The organism is Pontibacter sp. MBLB2868 (genome assembly GCF_051904785.1).
GTDB lineage: Bacteria > Bacteroidota > Bacteroidia > Cytophagales > Hymenobacteraceae > Pontibacter.
The window spans coordinates 3934402-3958082 of sequence record NZ_CP196710.1; the positions used below are offsets into that span (position 1 = coordinate 3934402).

21 protein-coding genes and 1 pseudogene are annotated in these 23681 nt (G+C 44.5%); 8 read left to right on the forward strand and 14 right to left on the reverse strand.

The genetic code is table 11. The annotated features are described in order from the left end of the window. Positions 1-40: 40 nt before the first annotated feature. The 9 genes from rpiB to ACSX1A_RS16805 form a co-directional block, all read right to left on the reverse strand. Positions 41-478 (reverse strand): ribose 5-phosphate isomerase B, encoded by a 438-nt coding sequence (gene rpiB, locus ACSX1A_RS16765; RefSeq protein WP_439880794.1) that lies wholly within the window; start codon positions 476-478, stop codon positions 41-43. Next, entirely contained in the window at positions 478-1320 is an 843-nt protein-coding gene (gene tatC, locus ACSX1A_RS16770; protein ID WP_439880795.1) for a twin-arginine translocase subunit TatC, read from the reverse strand. Before tatC ends, rpiB begins: the two co-directional genes overlap by 1 nt. Before the next feature lie 25 nt (positions 1321-1345). Beyond that, positions 1346-2620 (reverse strand): serine hydroxymethyltransferase, encoded by a 1275-nt coding sequence (gene glyA, locus ACSX1A_RS16775; protein ID WP_439880796.1) that lies wholly within the window; start codon positions 2618-2620, stop codon positions 1346-1348. 203 nt (positions 2621-2823) lie between these two features. Continuing rightward, positions 2824-4998, reverse strand: coding sequence for a T9SS type A sorting domain-containing protein (locus ACSX1A_RS16780; RefSeq protein ID WP_439880797.1), 2175 nt, complete (start codon positions 4996-4998; stop codon positions 2824-2826). Positions 4999-5521: 523 nt separating this feature from the next. Continuing rightward, on the reverse strand, positions 5522-7675 hold the full coding sequence (locus tag ACSX1A_RS16785) for a T9SS type A sorting domain-containing protein (RefSeq protein ID WP_439880798.1): 2154 nt from the start codon (positions 7673-7675) through the stop codon (positions 5522-5524). A 328-nt stretch (positions 7676-8003) separates the two neighbouring features. Further along, positions 8004-8699, reverse strand: a complete 696-nt coding sequence (locus ACSX1A_RS16790; RefSeq protein WP_439880799.1) for a metallophosphoesterase — start codon at positions 8697-8699, stop codon at positions 8004-8006. Positions 8700-8782: 83 nt separating this feature from the next. Further along, positions 8783-9019: a hypothetical protein gene (locus tag ACSX1A_RS16795; RefSeq protein ID WP_439880800.1), complete on the reverse strand. Its 237-nt coding sequence runs from the start codon at positions 9017-9019 to the stop codon at positions 8783-8785. Between the two features lie 59 nt (positions 9020-9078). Continuing rightward, positions 9079-9381: a hypothetical protein gene (locus ACSX1A_RS16800; RefSeq protein WP_439880801.1), complete on the reverse strand. Its 303-nt coding sequence runs from the start codon at positions 9379-9381 to the stop codon at positions 9079-9081. A gap of 93 nt (positions 9382-9474) precedes the next feature. After that, a complete protein-coding gene (locus ACSX1A_RS16805; RefSeq protein ID WP_439880802.1) occupies positions 9475-10344 on the reverse strand; it encodes an SDR family oxidoreductase in 870 nt (289 codons plus the stop codon). A gap of 87 nt (positions 10345-10431) precedes the next feature. Between ACSX1A_RS16805 and ACSX1A_RS16810 the strand changes: the two are divergent. The 6 genes and pseudogenes from ACSX1A_RS16810 to ACSX1A_RS16835 form a co-directional block, all read left to right on the forward strand. Beyond that, positions 10432-10716 (forward strand): annotated as a pseudogene (locus ACSX1A_RS16810) (4a-hydroxytetrahydrobiopterin dehydratase); the annotation flags it as partial. A 38-nt stretch (positions 10717-10754) separates the two neighbouring features. Next, positions 10755-11444 (forward strand): 16S rRNA (cytidine(1402)-2'-O)-methyltransferase, encoded by a 690-nt coding sequence (rsmI, locus tag ACSX1A_RS16815; protein WP_439880803.1) that lies wholly within the window; start codon positions 10755-10757, stop codon positions 11442-11444. 18 nt (positions 11445-11462) lie between these two features. After that, entirely contained in the window at positions 11463-12701 is a 1239-nt protein-coding gene (locus ACSX1A_RS16820) for an Lnb N-terminal periplasmic domain-containing protein (protein WP_439880804.1), read from the forward strand. Then, entirely contained in the window at positions 12698-13501 is an 804-nt protein-coding gene (locus ACSX1A_RS16825; protein WP_439880805.1) for an inositol monophosphatase family protein, read from the forward strand. The genes ACSX1A_RS16820 and ACSX1A_RS16825 overlap by 4 nt, the downstream gene beginning before the upstream one ends. 34 nt (positions 13502-13535) lie before the next feature. Further along, positions 13536-13721, forward strand: coding sequence for a FeoB-associated Cys-rich membrane protein (locus ACSX1A_RS16830; RefSeq protein ID WP_439880806.1), 186 nt, complete (start codon positions 13536-13538; stop codon positions 13719-13721). 111 nt (positions 13722-13832) lie between these two features. Beyond that, entirely contained in the window at positions 13833-14171 is a 339-nt protein-coding gene (locus ACSX1A_RS16835) for a hypothetical protein (RefSeq protein WP_439880807.1), read from the forward strand. 52 nt (positions 14172-14223) lie between these two features. Here the strand turns inward: ACSX1A_RS16835 and ACSX1A_RS16840 are convergent, their stop codons facing one another. The 5 genes from ACSX1A_RS16840 to ACSX1A_RS16860 all read right to left on the reverse strand — a co-directional run bounded on the left by ACSX1A_RS16840 (position 14224) and on the right by ACSX1A_RS16860 (position 22101). Next, positions 14224-15156, reverse strand: a complete 933-nt coding sequence (locus tag ACSX1A_RS16840) for a mechanosensitive ion channel family protein (RefSeq protein ID WP_439880808.1) — start codon at positions 15154-15156, stop codon at positions 14224-14226. A gap of 27 nt (positions 15157-15183) precedes the next feature. Continuing rightward, a complete protein-coding gene (locus tag ACSX1A_RS16845) occupies positions 15184-16206 on the reverse strand; it encodes an SPASM domain-containing protein (protein WP_439880809.1) in 1023 nt (340 codons plus the stop codon). Positions 16207-16337: 131 nt separating this feature from the next. Further along, the gene (locus tag ACSX1A_RS16850; RefSeq protein WP_439880810.1) at positions 16338-17525 is read right to left on the reverse strand and encodes a baeRF7 domain-containing protein; all 1188 of its coding nucleotides are present in this window, start codon (positions 17523-17525) and stop codon (positions 16338-16340) included. 223 nt (positions 17526-17748) lie between these two features. Further along, entirely contained in the window at positions 17749-19128 is a 1380-nt protein-coding gene (radA, locus tag ACSX1A_RS16855; RefSeq protein WP_439880811.1) for a DNA repair protein RadA, read from the reverse strand. A 51-nt stretch (positions 19129-19179) separates the two neighbouring features. Beyond that, the gene (locus ACSX1A_RS16860) at positions 19180-22101 is read right to left on the reverse strand and encodes a CHASE domain-containing protein (RefSeq protein ID WP_439880812.1); all 2922 of its coding nucleotides are present in this window, start codon (positions 22099-22101) and stop codon (positions 19180-19182) included. Positions 22102-22352: 251 nt separating this feature from the next. Between ACSX1A_RS16860 and ACSX1A_RS16865 the strand changes: the two genes are divergently transcribed. Together ACSX1A_RS16865 and ACSX1A_RS16870 are read left to right on the forward strand one after the other, a co-directional pair. Next, positions 22353-22835 carry a DUF962 domain-containing protein gene (locus ACSX1A_RS16865; protein WP_439880813.1) on the forward strand — a complete coding sequence of 161 codons (483 nt, stop codon included), beginning with the start codon at positions 22353-22355 and terminating at the stop codon, positions 22833-22835. A 24-nt stretch (positions 22836-22859) separates the two neighbouring features. Further along, entirely contained in the window at positions 22860-23576 is a 717-nt protein-coding gene (locus ACSX1A_RS16870) for a hypothetical protein (RefSeq protein WP_439880814.1), read from the forward strand. Positions 23577-23681: the final 105 nt, after the last annotated feature.

A 23681-nucleotide genomic window follows, 5' to 3' on the forward strand; every position in this document is an offset into this window, starting at 1 on the left:
AGCGGCTTTTTCTATTTAAGCTTATCCAGTATATTCTTCTTTAACAAGCTGCAATCTTATTTACCCTGTTCTGGTGACGGCCACCTTCAAAATCAGTTTTCAGGAAAGTTGTAAGCATTTCCTTTGCAACATCCTCTGACACAAAACGGGCTGGTATACATAGTACGTTTGCATCATTATGCTCCCGTGCCAGCTTTGCCAGTTCGGGTGTCCAGCATAAGGCAGCACGAATGTCCTGGTACTTATTTGCCGTTATAGCTACCCCGTTACCGCTGCCGCATATCAACACGCCAAAGTCAGCATCTTTATTTACTACTGCTTTTGCCAGCGGGTGCACGTGGTCCGGGTAATCAACAGACGCCTCAGAATCAGGCCCAAAATCCAGTACTTCATGCCCGAGGCTTTTCAGTACCTCTGTTAGCATACGCTTATAAGTAAAACCAGCGTGATCTCCGCCTATTGCTATTTTAAGTGCCATTATAGTGTGTTTTCTTCGTTTAATCGCTTTATATCCTTTTTACGAATCGACTTCGAAATAGTGATACTCACCTCGTAAAGCAGCATCAACGGCAAAGATATCAGCAATTGGCTTACTACATCCGGAGGTGTGATGATAGCACCTACCACCAGGATAATTACCAATGCATGCCTGCGATAAAGTTTCATTGTTTCAGGCGTGATCAATCCTGCCTTTGTCAGGAAAAACACGATCACAGGCATCTCGAACATAAATGCGCAAGCCAGGCAAAGTGTAGTTAGTGTTGAAATATAGGATGAAAGGTCAAATTCATTTACAATGGTCGGATCCACCTGGTATCCAGCAAGGAAGTTGATGGAGATAGGAGAAACGACATAGTACCCGAATAAAAGCCCCATCACAAAAAGTATGGAGACAAAAAACACCGCACCCTGCGAGTTTTTACGCTCCTGCGGATAGAGACCCGGCCTTACAAAACGCCAGATTTCCCAAAAGGCATAGGGAAAAGCGGCTGCCATACCAAGTATGGCAGACACCAGCAGGTGCATGGTAAACTGCCCACTCATCTGCCGGCTTTGTATTGTAAAGCCCATCTGATCTATACACAGTGATTCCGAGCCGATCTTTTGCCCTACCTGGCACATCACCCTGTAACTCAGAAAGTCAGTGCGGGCGGGAGCCAGGATAATATCATGAAACACAAAATTCTTGGCCAGAAAAGCAATTGTACCGAAGATAAAAATGGAAGCTAGTGCTCTGATAACATGCCACCTCAGCTCCTCGAGGTGATCCACGAAGGACATTTCCTGGGGCTGTTTTTCTTCCGTATAAGGTTGATCCATCAAAAGTGGCTCCTATTCTTTAAAATTAATAAGCAAAAAGTGGATACTCCTGCATCCAGTTGTTAATTTCTCTGCGCACGTCACCAATCTTTGTATCGTTGTCATGGTTTGTAAGCACCTGGTCAATAAACGATACGATGCGGCTCATGTCATTCTCTTTCAGGCCCCGCGTGGTAATAGCTGCCGTACCTACACGCATACCTGATGTCACGAACGGTGATTTATCATCGAAAGGAACCATGTTCTTGTTGATTGTAATATCGGCTTTTACTAACGTATTCTCTGCCAGTTTACCTGTAATGCCTTTAGAACGCAGGTCGATCAGCATCATGTGGTTATCAGTGCCTCCTGAAATGATGTTATACCCCAAGTCTATGAATGCCTTTGCCATTGCCTGTGCATTTTGCTGCACCTGCTTTATATAGCCCAGATAATCATCGGACAGCGCTTCAAAGTAAGCTACTGCCTTCGCGGCAATCACATGCTCTAGCGGACCTCCCTGTGTGCCCGGGAAAACAGCGCCATCCAGCACAGATGACATCATACGGGTTTCCCCTTTTGGCGTTTTTAAACCGAAAGGGTTTTCGAAATCCTTACCCATCATGATCATACCACCACGAGGACCACGTAAAGTTTTATGAGTAGTAGTAGTTACGATATGGCAATGTTCAAATGGGTCATTTAACAAGCCACGTGCAATCAATCCTGATGGGTGAGAGATATCAGCTAATAAAATAGCGCCAACCTCATCCGCAGCAGCACGCAGTTTTTTATAATCCCAGTCACGGCTGTAGGCAGAGGCTCCGCAGATGATCAGCTTTGGCTGCTCACGGCGCGCAGTTTCTACTACTTTATCGAAGTCTATTAAACCGGTTTCCTGCTCCACACCATAAAAAGAGGGGTTGTACAGTTTACCAGAAAAGTTAACCGGAGAACCGTGGGTCAGGTGACCGCCATGCGACAGATCAAAACCCAGTATCTTATCTCCAGGCTGAAGCACTGCCAGCATAACAGCAGCATTTGCCTGAGCACCAGAATGGGGCTGAACATTTACCCATGCTACTCCAAACAACTCCTTGGCACGATCAATAGCCAGTTGCTCAGACTTATCTACAATTTCACAGCCACCATAATAACGTTTGCCGGGCAGGCCTTCGGCATATTTATTAGTCATCACGCTGCCCATGGCTTCCATTACCTGATCAGAAACAAAGTTTTCTGAGGCAATCAACTCCAGGCCATGTGTTTGGCGTGCTTTTTCTTGTGCTATAAGGTCAAATATCGCTGTATCTTTCTGCATCACTTGTTTTTGGTTTATAAGCGCTCAAAATTAAAGCTTGCACCCGAATAAACCAATGTTTCAGAAGTTTATATACGGGAGGGGGAGGTGAGTCAGATTTAAGCAGCTGACAAGAATTATTCTTTTAGCTGTTGTCATAACACAAGAGGGCAGCCGTCAACGGATTGCGGCTGCCCTCTTGCGATAGCTATGAGATCCTTTCTTTACTGCTTTATTAATTTCCGGGTATAAATGGCACTCCCTGTATCAACCGTAAGAAAGTATATTCCTCTTTTTAGAGAGCTTCCAGGCCTGATCGTATGTTCGAGAGTGGTTGTTGTGGCACTGTACACTTTCTCGCCAAGGTGGTTGGTTAAATAAAGCCTGCAAAGCTGGTCAGTAGGCAGCACCACCGTCAGTTCGTCTGTAAACGGATTAGGATAGGCCACTAACTGCCCTTCGCTTCTGATCTCCACCACCCGCACCGGTGAGTATGTCACTGTCCCGTCCAGGTCGTGCTGGGCCAGGCGGTAGTAGCGCGTGCCGCTTTTGTGGTAGTCCTCGTGCACAAAGGAGTAGGACTGGGCGCCGTTCTTAGTGGCAGAGCCTTCCTGCACAAAACCCACCTGCCGGAACTCTTCGCCGTCCTCTGAAAGCTGCACCGCAAAACCTGCATTCTCCCGCTCCCAGGCCGTCTGCCAAGTTAAAAGCGCGGCGCTACCACGTGCCTCCGCCTTAAACCAAACAAGGTCTACGGGGAGAGGAAAGTTTTTGCTGCTTAAAGTGTACCTGCCAAACACTCCTTTATCTGTGTTTTGCACACTTAGTGGTCTTGATGGAGAAGTTATACTTTTTACATTGTCGAAATCTCCGTCAACAACCTCCCGCACCATGTCGTAATCGGTAATTATTCCTGTTAACTCCCGGTTCAGGAAAGAAAAATCCATTTTTAAGTTCAGGTTGGTTTGATCACCACTTACATACTTTACTTCGTAGTAGCGCGGCACACTTTGGTTACCATTCCCACTGCGTGTAAACCCTGTTACCCGCTCTACTTTTATCTCCCCCGGATTTATACTGCTACTGGCAAGGTAAAAACCTATGCCCCCAAACGAAGCCCCTGACGCTGTAACCCAACGTTGCGTAGCTATTCTCCCGTTTACATATGCGTTATCAGCTTCACCTGTAAGACTTGCTGTCGGGGCAAGGGTTATTAAATAATAATCCATTAATCTTGGCCCGGTTCCTGTGTTCAAATTACTGTTGCTTATGCTTAAATTGTTAGTTACAGTAATATTGCTTGCAAGTGTAGTTCCTTTTGTGCCTGAAGAGGTGAGGTTATAAAAAGTTGTCAATACTGTTCCACCTATTTGTTGAGGAGCAGTTCCATTGAAAACAATTGTTGATGTGCCGGCAGTAAATGCCCCATCATTAGCCCAACTGCCTCCTATAGTATGTGTATAGGTTTTTGCATCAAATGTACTTCCTAGATTAATTACAAAGTTTCCGGCTACGGAAAAATTCTGCTGCGACTCTTTTACTCCAACCCCGCTTAAATGCAGGTTATTAAAAGCCGTTATAGAACTCCCTTTTATTTGCTGCGTAGCGGCCCCGCTTAAATTTACGGTAGATGCGCCACTTGTAAAGTTGCCGTTGTTGATCCAGTGTCCACCTATTGAATGTGTATAAGCATCAGCCTTAAAGTTAGCAGTGCTGCTGATTGTAAAGTTTTCAGCAACTGTGAGCCCTCCATCAACAACTTTTTCAAAAGGCCCTGTTACTAAGCTGTTAGAGCTCCCGCTTAAAACAAGGTTTTTATAAATAAAGGATTTTTCAATTAACTGCGATGTAGCTGTCCCATTGTATTCCACAGTACTATTCGGAGCAAAGGCATAGTTCAACCAGGTTGATCTACCATCTAAATCTACCTTATCTGAAATCTTGAGAGTTCCACCTGAATTGATGGTGAGCTTGCCTATTTTTCCATTAGCCTGCCCGTTCCCGGATGTTTCAAATTGTTTTATAGTGGCAACTTGCAAAACACCGTTTATTACTAACTCTGCTTTGGGGTTATCTGATTCTAAAATAACTGAATTACATACCGCATTAGTCACATTTACTGTAACCACTTTATTGCCAGGTATAACTACAATATCTCCTGAGCCCGGAATAGTGGTAGTTGCCCCCGTGCCAGGTGTCCAGGTAGCTGGATCTGACCAGTTACCATCTTTTTTTGCTGTAAAAGTTGCCGCTGAACCATATAGCGGTAATAGTAAGAGTAATAAAACTGGCACCAGTTTTACTAATGAAAAACCACTCCATCGATGCCGGAATTGAAGTATAATGGCAGCAAATCGTATAAACTTCACATTAATGATATTGATATATACTGGCATCATTTTACGAGTGATTTTATTACTGAAAATATGTTTTTAATTAAAAATTCTTTGAAAGTTGCAACATTAAAACTCACTTTAAATTATTAATTCAATATTCTATTTGATTATTCTAGCAAGTTTATAAGGAACTTTTAAGTAGTATACCATTGATTCAAGCGCATAAACATACATTTAGCAATATTTATTATTAAATATACTATATATATTAATGTTTTGTTATATGAGATGCCCCAATAGTGGAACAATACAATTTTTTTATTGTATTTAAATTTGAATTATTAACTAGACAGATAGAAGTATTTGACTTGTACATGCTTAATAGCATATAAAGCATCTGCAAGAATTGTTAAAACAAACGTGATTGATAACAATGAATAACTGAAGGACAGAAAAGATAATAACAGCCAAGGCAACTTTAAGCTTGCCCAAACTTACTTTTACATTAGCCCCACCTGATTACTATAAAAAAAGGCTTGCTGCAGGAACCTGCAGCAAGCCTTTTTTTATAGCTTTTATAACTTCTTTAACGCTTAATTAATTTACAGGCATAGGTTTCATTTGCAGTGCGTACGGTTAAAAAATAAACTCCACTTTGCAAGGAAGCACCTAAAGATATGCTGTGTAAAGCTTCTTGTGATAAGACTCTGTAAACCTCTTGGCCTATCTGGTTTATAATGATAATACTAGAAGGGGCGTTTGAAGGCAGCACCACCGTCAGTTCATCTGAAAACGGATTAGGATAGGCCCCTAACTGCCCTTCGCTTCTGATCTCCACCACCCGCACCGGTGAGTACGTCACCGTCCCGTCCAGGTCGTGCTGGGCAAGGCGGTAGTAGCGCGTGCCGCTTTTGTGGTAGTCCTCGTGCACAAAGGAGTAGGACTGGGCGCCATTCTTAGTGGCAGAGCCTTCCTGCACAAAACCCACCTGCCGGAACTCTTCGCCATCCTCTGACAGCTGCACCGCAAAACCTGCATTCACCCGCTCCCAGGCTGTCTGCCAAGTTAAAAGCGCGACGCTACCACGTGCCTCCGCCTTAAACCAAACAAGGTCTACGGGGAGGGGTGCTATCTTTTTTGCCAGTGTATATTTGGAGAATACACCACTATTCACATTCTGTACTGTTGTGGTACTTTGCTTTGTGAATTTAGGCCTTGTAAATTTCCCCGGTGACAGCTCCCTTACTAACACATAATCATCTATCGATGGCGGTATTTCCATGGATAAAAATGTAAAGTTCATTGTCAGACTTATGCCAGTTATGTCGCCTGCACTCACACGTTGCACGTCAAAATACCGGGGAACACTGTTATCCACTCCGTCAGTTAATGAAAATCCTGTTATTCGCTCAACCTTAATTGACCCCGGATCCACGGCATTACGGGAAATGTTAATTGCAATTCCTCCAAATCCTTGTGCACCGCTTGCCGGTATAGTACGTGTAGAAGCTATTCTGCCGTTGATATAAGAATCGTTCGTCTCCACTGTGATGAGCCTGGCTGTGCTTGAGAGCGTGATCAGATAATAGTTTGCTAAGGTTCCATTGCCTGTATTCAGTTTTCCATTGCTAAGGCTAAGGTCATTGTTCACTGTGATGTGATTGGTCATCAGCGCACTTTTAACAGGTGTTGTCGGAAGCGTTATGGTGAGGTTATGAAATGTAGTTTCGGCTGTACCACCAATGCCTACTTGTGAAATAGATGCTAAGCTGCCGGTAAGCTTAACAGTAGAGGTACCTGGCTCAAAGATATTGTTGTTAACCCAATTGCCCCCGATATTTATTTGTCCTAATACTCCTCCGTTAGCAGTACCGTTATTTGTAAAGTCTTTGGCAACATTTAAAGTACTTGAGTTCATATTTAGCTTTGCGCTGCTGCTTGCAACTACTCCATTTGTCACTGATCCTGCCACTGTCATATTACAAGTGTTTCCATTATACACCCCATTGCCAGAAACAGCCAGATTTCCTGTTACATTGTGTAATGGATTCGGAACAGCCGTAGGCAAATCTGGACTTGCATTAAAACTTGCTAAACCCGTTATGATAAAATCCTCAAGTACTGTTAAAGAGGGATTTAAGGCGTAAGTATGTGTATTTAACGTTATAGTGGTAATTAACTTTTTTACTCCCTGGCCACTTAGTATCAGGTTCCTATAGTTGAGCCAGGGTAATATTTTCTGTTCTGTTCCCGTTCCATTATACTCCACCTTGCTCCCAGCCAGAAAACTATAACCCACCCACCCACTGGGAGGAGCCTCAAAATTATATGCATCATATATTTTAAGATGCCCCTTTTCAGTTATCTGTAATTTAGGATTCTTATTTGTAGAGTTATCTGCTAACTGGTTAATGGTTGTCACCTGCAGGATGCCGCTAATGATAATGATGCCTCCGCCAGTGCTACCAGTGCCCCCAGTTTCTAAGTTTAGCGTAGCGCAGGCAGCGTTTTGCGTGGTTTCTAAAACCGTCACTGTAATGCCCCCTGGTATATTCACAATGTCTCCCGCACCTGGTATGGTTGTAGTGGCTCCTGCGCCAGGTGTCCAGGTTGTAGAGGCCGACCAGTTACCACTAATTCTAGCTGTAAACGTTGCTGCCGATGATACCAACGGACACAAACACAGTGTTGTGAAAATGAAAGCATTGAGGTAAAAATAAGCGGCGAAATTTTGCTTCATGTAGCTGTTTTAAATACTATTTTACCTTGAAAATAAATGATATATTATTGTATAAATACAAATATCAAACACCCTATTTGTAAGCTTTTTAATAAAATAAATAACTTATACAGGGGTATTGTATGTTATCAACTACAACAAATACTTTCACGTGTAGCCTAAAGAAGAAAAGTACTTATATCTATATATAAATATACATTTTCATTAAATAATATACTAATGAAGAAGTGCGATTGTTAAAATAGTACTATGCTATAAAAAATATGGATGTTATAACAATTGAAATCTTTGCTACGCAGAAAGCTCGACTGTCAGCATGTTGATGGGATTAGCTTTTACGGGCTACAAAATAAGGCCTGTCTTCGTTAGGTTGCACGAAGAGCTCCTGTGAGTCAAGGTCGAGGGCGACCAGGTTACCATAGGCGGCGTTACGATAATATACACAACCAGCATCAAGGTTTATTTTGGCGTCTTTGTGTCCTGTTGATTTTTTTATACTATGAAGAGCTGTAGGTGTGTGCCCGTGCAGCAGGCGCTTATTATCCAGCAGGTCCCAGTCTACTTTGTAATTCCGGATGTTCATCATGGCATCCGTGTCTTTGAAGATATCTGACTGGTTAAAGTCAAAACCGGCATGCACCAGGTAAAAGTCAGGGATATTAAAGTAATAGGGGAGTTGTTTAATAAAATGCACATACTTTTTAGGTACATGCTCAAAATCAGTGATATCGAAGCTCTGTAATACAAGTTCTTTTTCGGGCGAGGTTAGACTCAGCGCCTTTTCTCCTTTTTGAGAGGCCTTTAAAAGCATTTGATCGTGATTACCGCGCAGGCAATGAACCTGATACTGTTGTTTTTGCAAATGCAGTATAAAATCAATAACGCCTTTACTATCTGGTCCTTTGTTTACCAGGTCGCCTAAGATGTAAAGTTCATCTGTTTTTTTAAGTTTAAGCTGCTCATGCACGAGTGCTTTTAATGTTCTATGACAACCGTGTATATCAGTCAGGGCGTATCTGGCCATTCAGTTTAAAGTTGCGGAAAGCAAATATATAAGAAAGCACCTGTTTTGCAGGTGCTTTCTTATATATAGACATCAGGTATTACTTAGTTATACTTATTGTTATCTATTTCTGTCTTATCCGTATTACGGTTCGGATTATTGGTTTTTACGTTCGCAGCCGGATCATTCGGCCCCTCTGTATACTTCTTCTTTAGCTCTTTGTGTTCAGCACGTGTCTGGTTAGGATCAACTGGCTTACCGCCGGCAGCTTTATCCTGGCCCTGACCTGCAGGCTTTCCTTTGTTTTCTGAGCTTGGTTGTGTGTGCTTATATGATGGCATAATGTCCTCCTTTGTTAAATTAAAAATTGTTTCGCCTTTTATTAAGGCTGATCCTATACTTAGGTGCCGCGGCCTTCCTCCTCGGTACGCATGTTGTCTGGTGGAGGAGTGCCGTCGTCAGCATAATCATTTACACCTGTAGCAGATGGTCCTTCAGATGCTGTATCGCTACCGAAGCCCTCTTTCCCGTCACGGTTGCCAAAGCCACCGCGCTGGTGTTCGTTTTTAGGCGGATCTGCTCCGGGCACTATATGGCCCGCTCTCATTTCCTCCTCACTGGTATCATCTTCTATTACTCTTATTGGCCGCTGGTTAGGCCCCTGGCCCCGCAGCTGGCTTTTTTTATCTTTATCTTCAGCCATAATTTATGCTTTTCTTTAGTTAAAACGCCTCTGAAATTCCAGCGCCTTCAATAGTGTTTTACTCGATTTATATCGCTTAGGTTCGGAACAATGTCAGCTTACCACCATTTCTCCACCGTTCACATGAATCATTTGACCGGTAATAAAAGAGGCATCATCCGAGGCCAAAAAGACATAGGCCGGGCCTACTTCTGAGGGTTGGCCGGCACGCTTTAGCAAGGTGTTCTGGCCAAATTTGCTTACATGTTCTGCATCGAAAGAGGCTGGGATAAGAGGCGTCCAGATAGGGCCCGGCGCAACACCGTTCACTCGGATCTTATCATCTGCCACCATTTGGGCCAGGCTACGGGTAAAGGATACAATGGCCCCTTTAGTAGAAGAATAGTCCAGCAGCAGTTTGTTGCCATGGTAAGCAGTAACAGAAGCGGTATTTATGATACTGCTTCCTTCTTTCATGTGGCTAAGGGCAGCTTTCATCAGGTAAAACATAGAGAAGATATTTGTCTCGAACGTACGCTTCAGTTGCTCAGCCGAAATGTCTTTGGGGTCCTTTTGTTCGTGCTGCTCACCCGCATTATTAACGAGAATATCTAATTTGCCCAGGTCACTCACAACCTTTTCCACCGCATCCCTGCAAAACTGCTCATCAGCAACGTCTCCGGATATTAAAATACATTTACTGCCCTCTTTTTCTACCATCTCTTTGGTGTTCCTGGCATCTTTATCTTCATCAAGGTACACGATGGCTACATCCGCTCCTTCACGGGCAAAATAAACTGCCACTGATCGGCCAATACCACTATCACCCCCGGTAATAAGCGCCACTTTACCTTTCAGTTTATCGCTTCCTTTATAAGTTTTGCGTATTACCTCCGGTTCTGGCCGCATCTCATGCTGTTTTCCAGGTTGATCATCCTGAACCTGTGGGGGAAAAGATTTCGGTTTATTTTCCATAGTTTTCATAGCTTTATGTTAGAACTCCATTTTTAAGAAGATTTTACACTATACGCCTTCAGTTAAGGGCATGTTGCTGGGCTACAGAAGCATAGCTACACAAACGCTGTTACAGAGACCATCATGTGGAAAGAAGAAAATAATAAACTTAAGCGCAGCCTTGTTTTCAAAGACTTTAAACAGGCAATGACTTTTATGAACCAGGTGGCCCAAGCGGCTGAAGAAGCTGATCACCACCCCTGGTGGAGCAATGTGTATAATAAAGTGGAAATAGAACTTACCACGCACGATGCAGGTAACACTGTTACAGAAAAAGATAAGAAGCTGGCTGCAAAGATTGATGAGATCTATGATCAATTAACCCGCTCGTACAGCAGGTAGGTCTCTGCTTTTATGCCTTTTTGCCTTACCTTTGACCCATGCAGGAACAGGAAAAAACAAATTTGTATTTAGTACCGACCCCTATTGGCAACCTGGAGGATATAACCCTCCGTGCAATTCGTGTGCTGAAGGAGGTAGATGTTATACTTGCCGAAGATACCCGCACCAGCGGAAAACTGCTGCAACATTTTGGCATTGAGAAGCGGATGCATAGCCATCATCTGCACAACGAACATAAAGCTACCGCGCATCTCGTTGACAGGATGAAAGAGGGCGAGGTTATGGCCCTGATCTCCGACGCTGGCACGCCCGGTATCTCAGACCCGGGCTTTTTCCTGGTGCGTGAGTGCCTGAAGAATGATCTTAAAATTGAATGTTTACCCGGAGCCACTGCTTTTGTTCCTGCTTTGGTTAAATCCGGATTCAGCACCGATCGTTTTACGTTTGAAGGTTTTCTGCCAGTCAAAAAAGGTCGCCAGACCCGCCTCATAAGCTTAGCAGAAGAGGAGCGGACCATGATATTCTATGAGTCGCCTCACCGCCTGCTAAAAACGCTGACCCAGTTCAAAGAATATTTTGGGGAAGAGCGTCAGGCCTCTGTTTCACGTGAAATCTCAAAGATGTTTGAAGAAACGATAAACGGCACCCTAGACGAACTGATCAATATTTTTACTACAAAGGCTATCAAAGGCGAATTTGTAGTAGTGGTAGCAGGAGCTAAAGCTTAATGCCTGAATCAGATTTTTATGAAGAAGTATTTTAAAACACTCCTATTTACATTTGTCCTCTGCTTCTATGCATTGCAAGGGCAGGCGCAGTTTGAAGGTTACCAGCTTTCCCCTGCTGCCAAAATAAGCCTGATCACCTGCTCAAGCGGGAACGATCTGTATGCTGTATTCGGGCATAGCGCTGTAAGGGTACAGGATCCTGCCAGCGGTATGGATATTATTTTCAACTACGGCACGTTCGATTTTAATGAGCCTAACTTTTACCTCAAGTTTGCCAGGGGCAAGCTAAACTACAAGCTGTCGGTGGCTTACTTTTCTGACTTTTTGTACAGCTACACCATGGATAATCGTTCTGTGTATGAACAGGTGCTAAACCTGACGCCGGAGCAAAGGCAAAAGTACTGGAACTTCCTGACAAACAACTACCTGCCGGAAAACCGGTTCTACCTCTACGACTTCTTTTTTGATAACTGTGCTACCCGCATCCGGGATGGTTTGGAGGCTACTTTCCCCAATAACCAGATCAAGTTCAACATCAGCCAGTTCGATAAAGACTATACTTTCAGAAACCTGATCGACTTGTACCTGCCGCCACAACCCTGGGGAGACTTTGGCATAGACCTGGCTTTAGGTGCTAAAATTGACCGGGAGGCGACACCTTATGAATACATGTTCCTGCCGGACTACTTATCCAAAGGTTTTGCGAACGCAACCATAGAGCAGAATGGGCAGTCAGTGCCACTAACCAATTTACCGCAGGCAGTTTACCTTCAGGATACGTCCAGGCTACCTGAAACGCCACTGTTTACTCCTTTCCTGCTTTGTTGGGTACTACTGGTGCTGGTGCTTGCATTTACAGCATATGACTTCATGAATCGCCGACGCAGCCGTGGGTTGGATTTTACCTTATTTCTGGTTACAGGCTTTTTAGGACTCATGTTCCTACTGCTTTGGTTTGCGACAGACCATCAGGCTACGGCTAATAACTATAACCTGATGTGGGGAATACCGACTCACCTTATAGCGGCTTTTTACATTGGGCGCCGGGAAATGCCTAAGTGGATGGGGACCTATTTGCTGATCACTGCTATCATAGCGGCATTACTCGTAGTTGCCTGGCCGTGGTGGCCCCAGGAGTTCAATATGGCCTTTCTTCCCATTGTGCTGTCTTTAGGAGTAAGAGCTGCGTATAATGTATGGTTTTTAAGGAAAGTCGAAGTAACAGTAACCAAAGCCAAAGTAAAAGAAACCATATGAACCTGCAGCAACTGAGCCAAAACCTAAACGTTCTTGTCCGTAGCGTCGGAGCCTTTATTTTACATGAAGGCGAGAACTTTGATCGCTCAAAAACAGAACATAAAGGTTTTAACGATCTAGTATCTTATGTAGACAAACAAGCAGAAGAGCAGCTTGTGGAAGGGCTGCGGAAGATATTACCAGAAGCAGGCTTTATAACAGAAGAGAATACAGCTACTAACCGGGGAGAAAGATATAACTGGGTAATTGATCCGCTGGATGGCACCACCAATTTTATTCACGGCCTGCCAGCATACACAGTTAGTGTTGGTCTGATGGACGGGGATGAAGTGGTAGTAGGGGTGGTGCATGACCCTAACCGTGACGAATGCTTTTCTGCACATAAAGGGGGAGGAGCTTTTTGTAATGATAACCCCATCAAGGTTTCAGATGCACCCGCTTTAAAGGACTCACTTATAGCAACCGGTTTTCCTTATTATGATTTTAATCTGACGCAGCAATACCTGCAGGTACTGGGAGGCTTCATGAGTAAGTCGCATGGTATCCGCCGCATAGGGTCAGCTGCCTTAGATCTGGTTTATGTAGCAATTGGCAGGTTTGAAGGCTTTTTTGAGTATAATCTCAATGCCTGGGATGTAGCAGGCGGGGCCATTATTGTACAGGAGGCTGGTGGCAAAGTAAGTAAGTTTACTGAAGGTGGGGATTATATCTTCGGGCGAGAAATTGTAGCCAGCAACACTTCCATACATTCCGAAATGCTGGAGACTATTGCTGAACATTGGAAACAGCCCGGCAACTAAACTTTTTATACTTTTGCATGGTTGATAAGAGCGTATGATACAGGAACTCATTATACTGGTAATCTTTCTGGCAGCAGCTTTCTATATGGCCCGGATGCTGTACCGTAGCTTCTCCGCAAAAAGCGGTTGTGCCAAAGGCTGTGGTGGCGCCTGCTCTACCATCGACTTCAAAAAAATACAGAAAGACCTGGACCAGCAACAGGCAACCCTCAAGAATTAATTAACACTTATTCTTTCCTCAACGTCAATTTATCTTTCTCCTTTTGTATCCAAACTCTGTTTTTGCGTATAGTTCAGTACTCGACAATTGGAACAATAAACACTAGTTGATATGCAAGACAAAGTTGAAGAAAGATCTTTGATAAACGTACTGAACCGACTCCGCAAAGACGGCTTCAAGTATGATTTCAAAATATCTGATAATGGAAATTTATGCACAATGGAGGAAAAGGATACTTTTACTCCTGAAAAAGTGCGTATCGTGGATTTTTACCGCTTCGAAGGTGAAAGCGACCCAAGTGATATGTCGATTCTATATGCGCTTGAGACTACAACCGGACTCAAAGGAACCATCTCCAACTCGTACGGCCCTTATGCTGATGAACGCGTTGATAACTTCCTGAAGCAGGTAGAAGACTTAGGAAAAAATCTTGACAAAAAAGACAAGTAACATCAAGGGCCGACTACTATGTCGGCCCTTGATGTTACTGCTGTTAAAAGTTTTACCGGCCATTGCCTCCCAGGCCCTGGCCATTTTTTATAGAGGTAGTTATCGTCTGTAGCTCCTCGCTTAATTTTTCTCCTCCTTTTATACCGAAATCCAATGTGCGGATCGGGAATGGGATAAGAATATCGTTCGCATCGAAAGCTTTCTTTATCCGGATGATAGCATCGCTTTTAGCTCCTACATAATCAACCTGCCGGCTGTAACTCACCCAGAAGCGTGCTTTAAAGTTAATGGAGCTATCCCCGAAGGCATCATACATTACTTCAATGTCACGTGTCTTCACACGGTTTTTTACGTCTTCCAGCGCCTCAATCACAACTTTCTGTACCTGTTCCAGATCCTCGGCGTAAGAGATGCCCACTTCAACATCAACGCGACGAATGCCATGGATAGAGAAGTTGGTAAGCGGGTTTTCGAAAACCATTTTGTTTGGCAGCTTTACCAGTTCGCCGGTTGGTTTACGAATGTCCACAGTACGTAGTGTAATGCGTTCAATTACACCAAAGTAATCATTGGTTTCGATCATATCGCCAACACCAAATGGTTTTTGAACTGCTATGATCACACCAGATATAAAGTTGGCTGCAATATCCTGAAAGGCAAAACCCAAAGCCAAACCGATGATACCGACACCGGCTAACAGAGAAACAACAACTTTATCGAGCTGCAGCACACTGAGCACGAAAAAGAAACCAACCAGGAGCAGCACGAGGTAGGTAATAGTGGATACCAGGTTGTTGATGGCAGCACTATGCGAGAAACGGCCAATTACACGGTCTAATGCATTCTGAATTACTTTTGCCAGCCAAAACGTAATAATCAAAAGTATAAGGGCTACCAATAGGTTTGGAAGCATCAGAATGATCTGATCCCCCCACGACTCCAGTTTGCGTAAGAGCAGCTCCAGAGAATTGTTGATGTCTTTCATATATGTTTCCAAATTTATCTTATCAAGTTAGGCCCAAACTTTTGTTCCTTCAGTACAGTTCCGGCACATTTCAATATTTGCACGGGAGCCTAACAATGCCTGTCGAAACTGATTATACTTTTCTCCTTGCCACACTTCGGCAAAGCTGTTTCCCTTGAGGTCGCCTAACCTATACTCTGCGTCTTTGTCAAAGCAGCAGGGCACTACCAGCCCATCCCAGGTAATAACGCAGGAGTGCCACATTTTCCAGCAATGATTGAGCAGCTTGTTTTTAATAGCAAAACTACCATCACCATTGTTTTTATACCTTGAGTAATAATCTATGGTAGGTATGAGCGGAGAACCGTTCGCGTAATCATAGATCTGGGCTGTTTTAAACACTACTTCATCCACGCCTAACTCATTTGCCAACTCTTGTACGTCCTGTAGCTGATGCTCGTTAGGCTTCACAACCAGAAACTGAAACATGATGTGTGGTGTTTTCGATTTCAGCTCTTTTTTCCACTTCACAACGTTTCGTGTCCCCTCCAGCACCTTGTCAAGCTTGCCTCCCACACGATAGGCGGCATAGGTCTCCTGGGTGGTTCCGTCAATAGATACGATCAGGCGATCTAACCCGGATTCAACTGTTTTGCGGGCCATCTCATCGTTCAGGTAATGAGCGTTAGTGGAGGTGGCAGTATAAATGCCTTTATCTGACGCATACTTTACCAACCCTAGAAAATTCTTATGCAAATAAGGCTCCCCCTGAAAATAGAAAATGAGGTACAGCAGGCGCTTGTGCAGTTGGTCAATGGTCTGGATGAACAGATCATCCTGCAGCATACCGGTAGGCCGTGTAAACGATCGCAGGCCGCTGGGGCACTCCGGGCAACGCAGGTTACAGGATGTAGTCGGCTCGAGTGATATGCTAAGCGGCTGCCCCCAATGGGTTGCCTTACCTGTAACTTTAGAAACTATATAACTACCTACCACCTGCAGCGCATTTAACGCACGTAGCGGAGTAAGTTTTGATAAAAAATTTAACCCATCGGTTAATTGAAGCTTCATGTAGTATGGAGGCTAAAGGGGCAGTTCAGGAAGAAGCAGTACAGCTTCTCTGGTTAAATAAAAGGGGCAGCCTTAAAGGCTGCCCCACTAAATTATACTTTCTGATGCGAAAGACCAAAAATCAGGCTTTATTAGTACCTAAAAAGGGCTTTAACATTTGCACGTCCATCAGTTACTTCGTTCATACCTCCGTAGCTGCTCACAAAAACCTTTCCGCCCTGGGCCAGCGTTTTAGTAGCTGCCAGGTTTATAAGGTCATGATCGCCACGCTGGTAGTTATCGTGTATTTCGGCAGTGGCACTTTTAGCGTCATAGCTTCCCCAAACCGGTTCGCTGGGGGCAATAAATAATGTATCGATGCGTCCGTGTACGGCTTCTGCTGCCACTGTTGCAATATCTTCAGATGTTACACCGGTGCCTGCCACGTTCTGGTAACGGTTAAGCGAATCGGTATGGTTCTGCTGCATCATAGGCTTTACTACACGCAGCGCCTTCTCATGCAGGTTGTTTATGTTAGAGATATCCGCATTTTCGTTTACATTGATGTTGTCTGGGGCAATGTTCTTATACTTGCTGATGTTGCGGTAGATGCCGCAATAGTGATCTACACCTGCCAGCACTAGTGGCTCTGATTCGTTGTGCAGTATCTGTTGCAAGCTATTGTCTATCTCCAGCATAAATTCACGAACACGCTCATGTTCCTCATCGCCTTTAGTGGAGCCGGGGCCATGCACTATGTTAGAGCCGTTTACGGTTGTAGTGGAGTTTGTAAAATCCTGGTCGTTACCTTTTATATCAAACTTCAGGGCCTTGTTCATAGTTTCCGGCACAAAAGAGCTGATATCAATCGGCCTGATCTTTTCAAGGGTCGCCTCAAAGAAACCGATCTTCTCGCGGTACAGACAAAGTATAAAAAAGCGTCCGTTCTGGCTGAGAATAGGCAGCATCGGAGTAAAGTAAAAGTGATCTAGCACATAAACCACGTCTGGCATTTCAACCGGAACAGTGTAATGTGTAGAGAAACCTTTTGTGATAAAGACTGCAAGTCCTTCTGCCTGGTGCCGCCAGAAGTTGTTGTCATTCAGCAGCGCCTCCGCCGGCTTCATATATTCCTCAATTTCAGCTTCCGGAACATCGTGCCTTGCTAACAGTGCCTTTGCTTCTTTTATCTTATTCTTAAATAAGATGTGATCCTGGCCATTCAGGGTTTCTTTACCAGAGCGGTGAGTAGGGATGTAGATAGAAATGCACAGCGCATTCTTTGTATTATTCTGTACATTAAGCAGCTTCTCAATGTCATTCTTGTTGATCAATGCCATATGTTTGTTTTGTTTAGTATAAGATCTGAAATGAATTCCTTTTTCCTGTTTTATAGCAGTAAAGGGTAGAAATTAAGTACGCATCTATAGTATGAACGGTTATTAAAGCGCAAAAGATAACCTTTCGTGTGAATGGCCTAAACAAAAAACCTCCTGGCACTAAATTGTGCCAGGAGGTTGAGAGACAAACTCCCTTTTTTTTTAAATATTATACTGCTTCAATTTACCCAAACAGGCTACTAAATACATCCTCTAACCTGCCAAACGCATGCACCTGGATAGCGAATTTACTAAGGTCCAGCCCCTTTTTGTTATACTTGGAAATATAGATGTCTTTAAAACCCAGCTTTTCGGCCTCACTTATTCTGTTCTCAACACGATTAACGGCACGTATCTCACCACCCAGACCTACTTCGGCTGCGAAACAGGTTGTACTTGGTATGGCCATATCTTCAAAAGACGACAGAATGGAGGCACAAACAGCAAGATCAAGCGCCGGATCCTCTACTTTCAGACCTCCGGCAATGTTCAGGAACACATCCTGGGAGCCTAACCTATACCCTCCGCGCTTCTCCAGCACAGCCAGCAGCATGTTCAGGCGCTTGGCATCAAAACCGGTACTGGCACGTTGTGGCGTACCATATGTTGCCGGGCTCACAAGGCTCTGCACCTCTATCAGCAAAGGCCTGTTACCCTCCAGCGTAGCACCGATAGAAATCCCACTAAAGGCATCTTCACGTTGCGTGATCAATATTTCAGACGGGTTGCTCACCTCGCGCAGGCCGGAGCCCAGCATCTCATAAATACCCAACTCAGAAGTAGAGCCAAAGCGGTTTTTGGTGGTGCGCAGAATCCGGTATGTCATGTGGCGGTCTCCTTCAAATGTAAGCACGGTATCTACCATGTGCTCCAGTATCTTTGGCCCTGCCAGGTTCCCCTCTTTGGTAATATGGCCAATCAGAAATACCGGCGTACCACTTTCTTTGGCAAACTTCAGTAGCTCAGCCGTACACTCCCGCACCTGGCTCACACTACCTGCACCAGCCTCAATAAAAGAGGAGTGGAGGGTTTGGATAGAGTCTATCACCAATACCTGTGGCCTTAGCTGCTCTATTTGTTTAAAGATGTTCTGTGTACCGGTTTCAGTAAGTATAAAACAGTCAGACGTTTGCGCTGCAAGGCGTTCCGCACGCATTTTTATCTGCTGCTCGCTTTCTTCCCCGCTCACATATAAAATGCGTAACCCGGACAGGCTTAGTGCTATCTGCAGCATAAGTGTAGACTTACCAATGCCGGGCTCACCACCTATCAATACCATAGAACCGGGCACGATACCTCCTCCTAACACACGATTCAACTCCTGGTCCTGGGTAATAATTCGCTGCTGCTCCTGATAGCTTATATCCGCAATAGGTTTAGGCTTGTTGGATACTTGTGCTGAACTACTTCCTACTTTCCAGGCACTGGTGGGGGTTACTTCCTCCCGCTGTACCACTTCTTCTACATAAGTATTCCACTCTCCGCAGGCCGGACACTTACCAATCCATTTTGCTGATTGTGCGCCGCAATTCTGGCAGAAATATGATGTTTTTATCTTGGCCATTAATGGTTCTTAAGCAAATTAGTTATTGAATTCTGCATCTCTTGTTTTCGGCTAAACAGCTGCAGGTATGGGTTCCTGTTTAAAGTATACTTTAAAGGTTGTTCCTTCGTCAAGCTGGCTCTCTACTTCAATGCGGCCCCCGTTGTTCTCAATGATACGCTTGACAATGTAAAGCCCGATGCCAGTGCCCTCCACGTGGCTGTGCAGGCGCTTGAACATAGTGAACAGCTTGTGCTGCTGGTTTTTTTTGATGCCTAATCCGTTGTCCTGCACCTCCATCACTACATACTCATCTTCCTGATATGTTCTTACTGATACATGCGGTTTTCGGTCAGGAGACCTATACTTGATGGCATTCGAAATTAAATTGTAGATGATACTGCGGAGGTTTTTACGCGCATAAAGGATATTCTGCACCTGCAGGTTGGTGGTAACTGTGGCGCCTGATTTTTCCAGTATCCCTTGTATATCCTGCTTAATGTCCTGCAGCACATCTGCAAACTCCAGTGGCTCCACCTGCGACTGCAGCTCTTTCTGCACTTTGGTGATCTCGGCCAGATCTGCGATAGTGCCTTTCAGCTTATTTACCGCATTCTGCATCATATCCAGTATCTGCATGTCTTCAGGGTTTAGATTACCCTGCAGTACATTCCGCAGCAGCTCTGCCAAACCTTCCATGTTTGCGATCGGTGATTTGAGATCGTGCGAAGCAGTGTACACAAAGTTGTCGAGGTCGTTGTTGATGCGCAGCAGCTCATCGTTTTTATCAACCAATTCGTCATTTTTGGATAGCAGCTCTTTCCGGGCCTCTACCAGTTCCGTCACCTCCACGGCAAATACAAGTACAGCCTCAACATGGCTTTTGCTATCTATAAGGGGCTGGTACACCACATTAAAGTACCCATGCACTTGCTCACTATCGGATTTACGCTCTACTATAGCCGGTACCTCTTTCCCTACAAACGGTATACCCGTTTCAAATACCTGCTCTATTCTGTTAAAGAACCCATCCCGCTCCACCTCAGTGTGTGCCTCATACATTGTTCTACCCACCAAAGTGCGGTTGCCATACAACTTGCGGTATTCCGGGTTGGCTAACACATACTGGAAATCAGGGGCACGCACCAACCCGACAAGGGCAGGCACTTCCAGGAATAGCTTCTGCAGCAACTCAGCATTCTGCTTTACCTTTCGCTCAGCCATTTTCATTTCCGTGATGTCGATAATAGACCCGATATAGCCCAGAAACTTGTGGTTGATGCCAAAACGCGGGGTTCCGGAGTTTACCACCCAGCGCATTTCACCATCATGCCGCCTCATCCTGAATTCAACCCGGAACGGGGCTGTTCTATCAGTAGAGCGCTGGTAAACTTCCAGGAAATTTTCTACATCCCCAGCCTCTATTACTTTTTGCCATCCTTCTGTGATACTCTCATCGAAGGGCTGGCCTGTAAAATCTTCCCATTGCTGGTTCACAAACACACACTGCCCCCACACATCTGTTACCCAAATCATTACAGGTGCATTGTCGGCCATGTTCCTGAACCGCGCTTCTCCTTCAATAATTGACTGCTGTGCTCGTTTTTCGTCTGTAATGTCACGTACCTCAATGATCGCATATGTTTCGCTGCTGCTTTCTGAGATAGGCTGCACCGCGCAGGACACATCAAAGAAACTGCCATCTTTACGAATGAACACATCCTCATAAGAGCGCATCGGGTCTTTAACTGCCACGGCATTGCGAATCAAACACTCATTAGCCGGAAAAGGAGTGCCATCCGGGTGCATGTAATGGATCAATTCGTGCAAGGTTCTCTCCTTTACTTCCTCAAAAGTATAACCTGTCATCTCTTCGGCAGCCGGATTCATAAAGGTGCAGTAACCATTGGCATCAATTATAAACAGCGCCGCCGTGGCATTATCAGTAATAGTTTGCTTTAATCTGTTTGAGCGCCTTGTATTGGACAAAGACCAGATAATGAAGAACATCAGCAGACCGATTATAAAGCCCCCCAATAGTATGAAATAGGGCAATTCTGTGTCTGCTGACCTGCCGAACGCTGGCTTGGCGGTTATATACAAGCGCCATGTATGGTTACCTATGCTGATGGTACCTATCTTGCTGTACCTCCTGTCGCTCTTGGTATGGAAATAGAGGATTGAATCGGAGCTGTAGAGCAACGACTCTTTGTCCATTGAGGTGCCATCATAAACCTCCACATCAATATCCCCGAAACTTTGCCCCAATACAGACTTCATCAGGTCTTTTGCCCTGAAAGGGCTATAGACAAAACCTTTAATAAGTTTCTGCCGCTCCTGAATGCTCTCCGGGTCTGCATTGTGTTTGTAAATAGGAAGATATATCAGGAATCCGGCCTGTTCATCCTTACCTGTTTCCTGCACCAGTCGCACCTTACCCGATAGGGCGGGCTGTTTTGTGTCTCGGGCGATCCTCATGGCTGACTGCCGTATCGGTTCGCTAAACATATCAAAACCAAAGGCTCGCAGGTTCCTGTCAGAGAATGGCTCTAAATAAATGATGGAGGTATAAACAGGCCGATCTCCCCTGGGGTATACCTGGTAAGATCTGTAGCCTTCGCGCCGAATCTTTTGCTCATGCGCTTCGAGTTCTTCCGGTCTTATAAAATGAGCATATCCAAACCCCTGTATACCAGGGTAGTTCTGCTCCAGGTGCAGCGTTTGGTAGTACTCGTGCCAGGCACTGCGCTCCACGGTATCGGATGCAATGAACAAAGCCTTGGCTCCGATCAGGATCTGGATATAATCCTGCATGCGCTTATCAATCGCTTCAGTAGCCTGGTCTGCTCTTAAAGTGAAGAGTTTTTCGCTCCGCTCCTCTGCCTTTCTCTTGGTTTCCGAATAAATAAAAAGCGTAAGAAGAAATATGAGCAGGAAAGAAAAGATTGCAATAAAATAGTCTCTGATGAACAGCTTGAGCCTTGTGAGCTTCATATTTTTTTTAGCATTTAAGGTCCACTGCAACGTGTATCCCACTGCCTTTTAAAGATGACCAGAAAATGCACTTTGGTGTAGTCAAATATACAAATAAAGTAAGTAACCGGCAAGTATAAACAGGACGCAGAGACTGTTTATATACACAGGAATAAAACAAATGGGAATTTATGGCATCTTGATTTTATACTACAAAAAACGTACTTTTCTTAAGTTAAGTGACGTAGTTCAAAATTAACCCGAACCGCCCCATGAAAAAGATGCAGCAATGGTTTGACGATTATGGCCAGAGCCATCAGAACCATACAAACAAAATAATACACTGGATCTGTGTACCTCTGATATTTTTCAGTATTATCGGCCTTTTGGCCAGTATCCCCAGCGGTGCGCTAAAGGAGCTGTTTCCACCGCAAGTCCAGCCTTTTGTTCATTTCGGAACAGTGGTTGTTTTGCTTGGCTTGCTTTTTTACCTGCGGCTGTCGTTCACAATGTTTCTGGGCATGGCCTTAGTGTGTGCCTTTATGCTGTGGGCAGTTTATGCCGTAGATGTATATACTAGCGCCCCACTCTGGCTTGTAAGCCTCACTGTTTTTATACTTGCCTGGATAGGCCAGTTTTACGGGCATAAGGTAGAAGGCAAAAAACCATCGTTTCTGAAAGACCTTCAGTTTCTGCTGATAGGGCCGGCATGGCTGCTTGGCTTTATTTATCGGAAATTAGGTATCCCGTATTAACTTTGCAGCATAAATACTTGCCTTATGCTGGAGATCATCAAAATTTTACTTTTAGCTTTCTTTGCTGTTGCGGTGCTTTTGCCTGTTATACGCTACATGCTCCGCACACTGTCGCCGGCACGTGGCCTTACTCCACTTACAGCAGATGAGGTTAAATATATACAGCGGCAGGAAGTAAAACTGACAATACTTTATTTCTTTTTTGCCTGTGTACTAGCTGTATTCAGCGCAGGTGTGCTGGCAATGATTTCCAGCATCATTCATGCGTCGAATGCGCATTTGTTTGTACTAACCCCAAATTTCAGGGCACTTTTTGCACCCGGACTGCTGCTGGGCCTTACATTAGCGGCTATTCCGTTGCGGCTGGTACAGAGCACGCTGCTCAGCCATGATTTTGATCTCTATAAAAATTATATGCAGCACGTAGAAGGGGAGCGGTCCACCAGGAAATATGGTATCGTACTAATCCTGATGCTGGTGATCTCCGGTTTGGTTTCCTGGTATGCTATGCGCTGGCATGTTGCCATAGACTCAGAAAAGCTTGAGATCACGAATCTTTTACAGGAACAGCGCACTTACCTGATGCAGGACATCCAAAATATACATTACCTTGGTGCAGAAGGAGAGTACTTAATCTCTTTTAACGACGAAACCACGATCAATACAGCCTACTTAAAGCCGGTACAACTTGAGATGATTGCATTACTGGCAGCACGTTCCGGAAAGAGGGTAATCAGGTAAGTAAACGTAGCTTTTACAAACCTTGCGCGCCTGCTTTAGTAATACCTAAAGCTAGCATCCCGAAAAAATAATTTTGTATTTTTGCCACAAACAAGATCTTTTAAT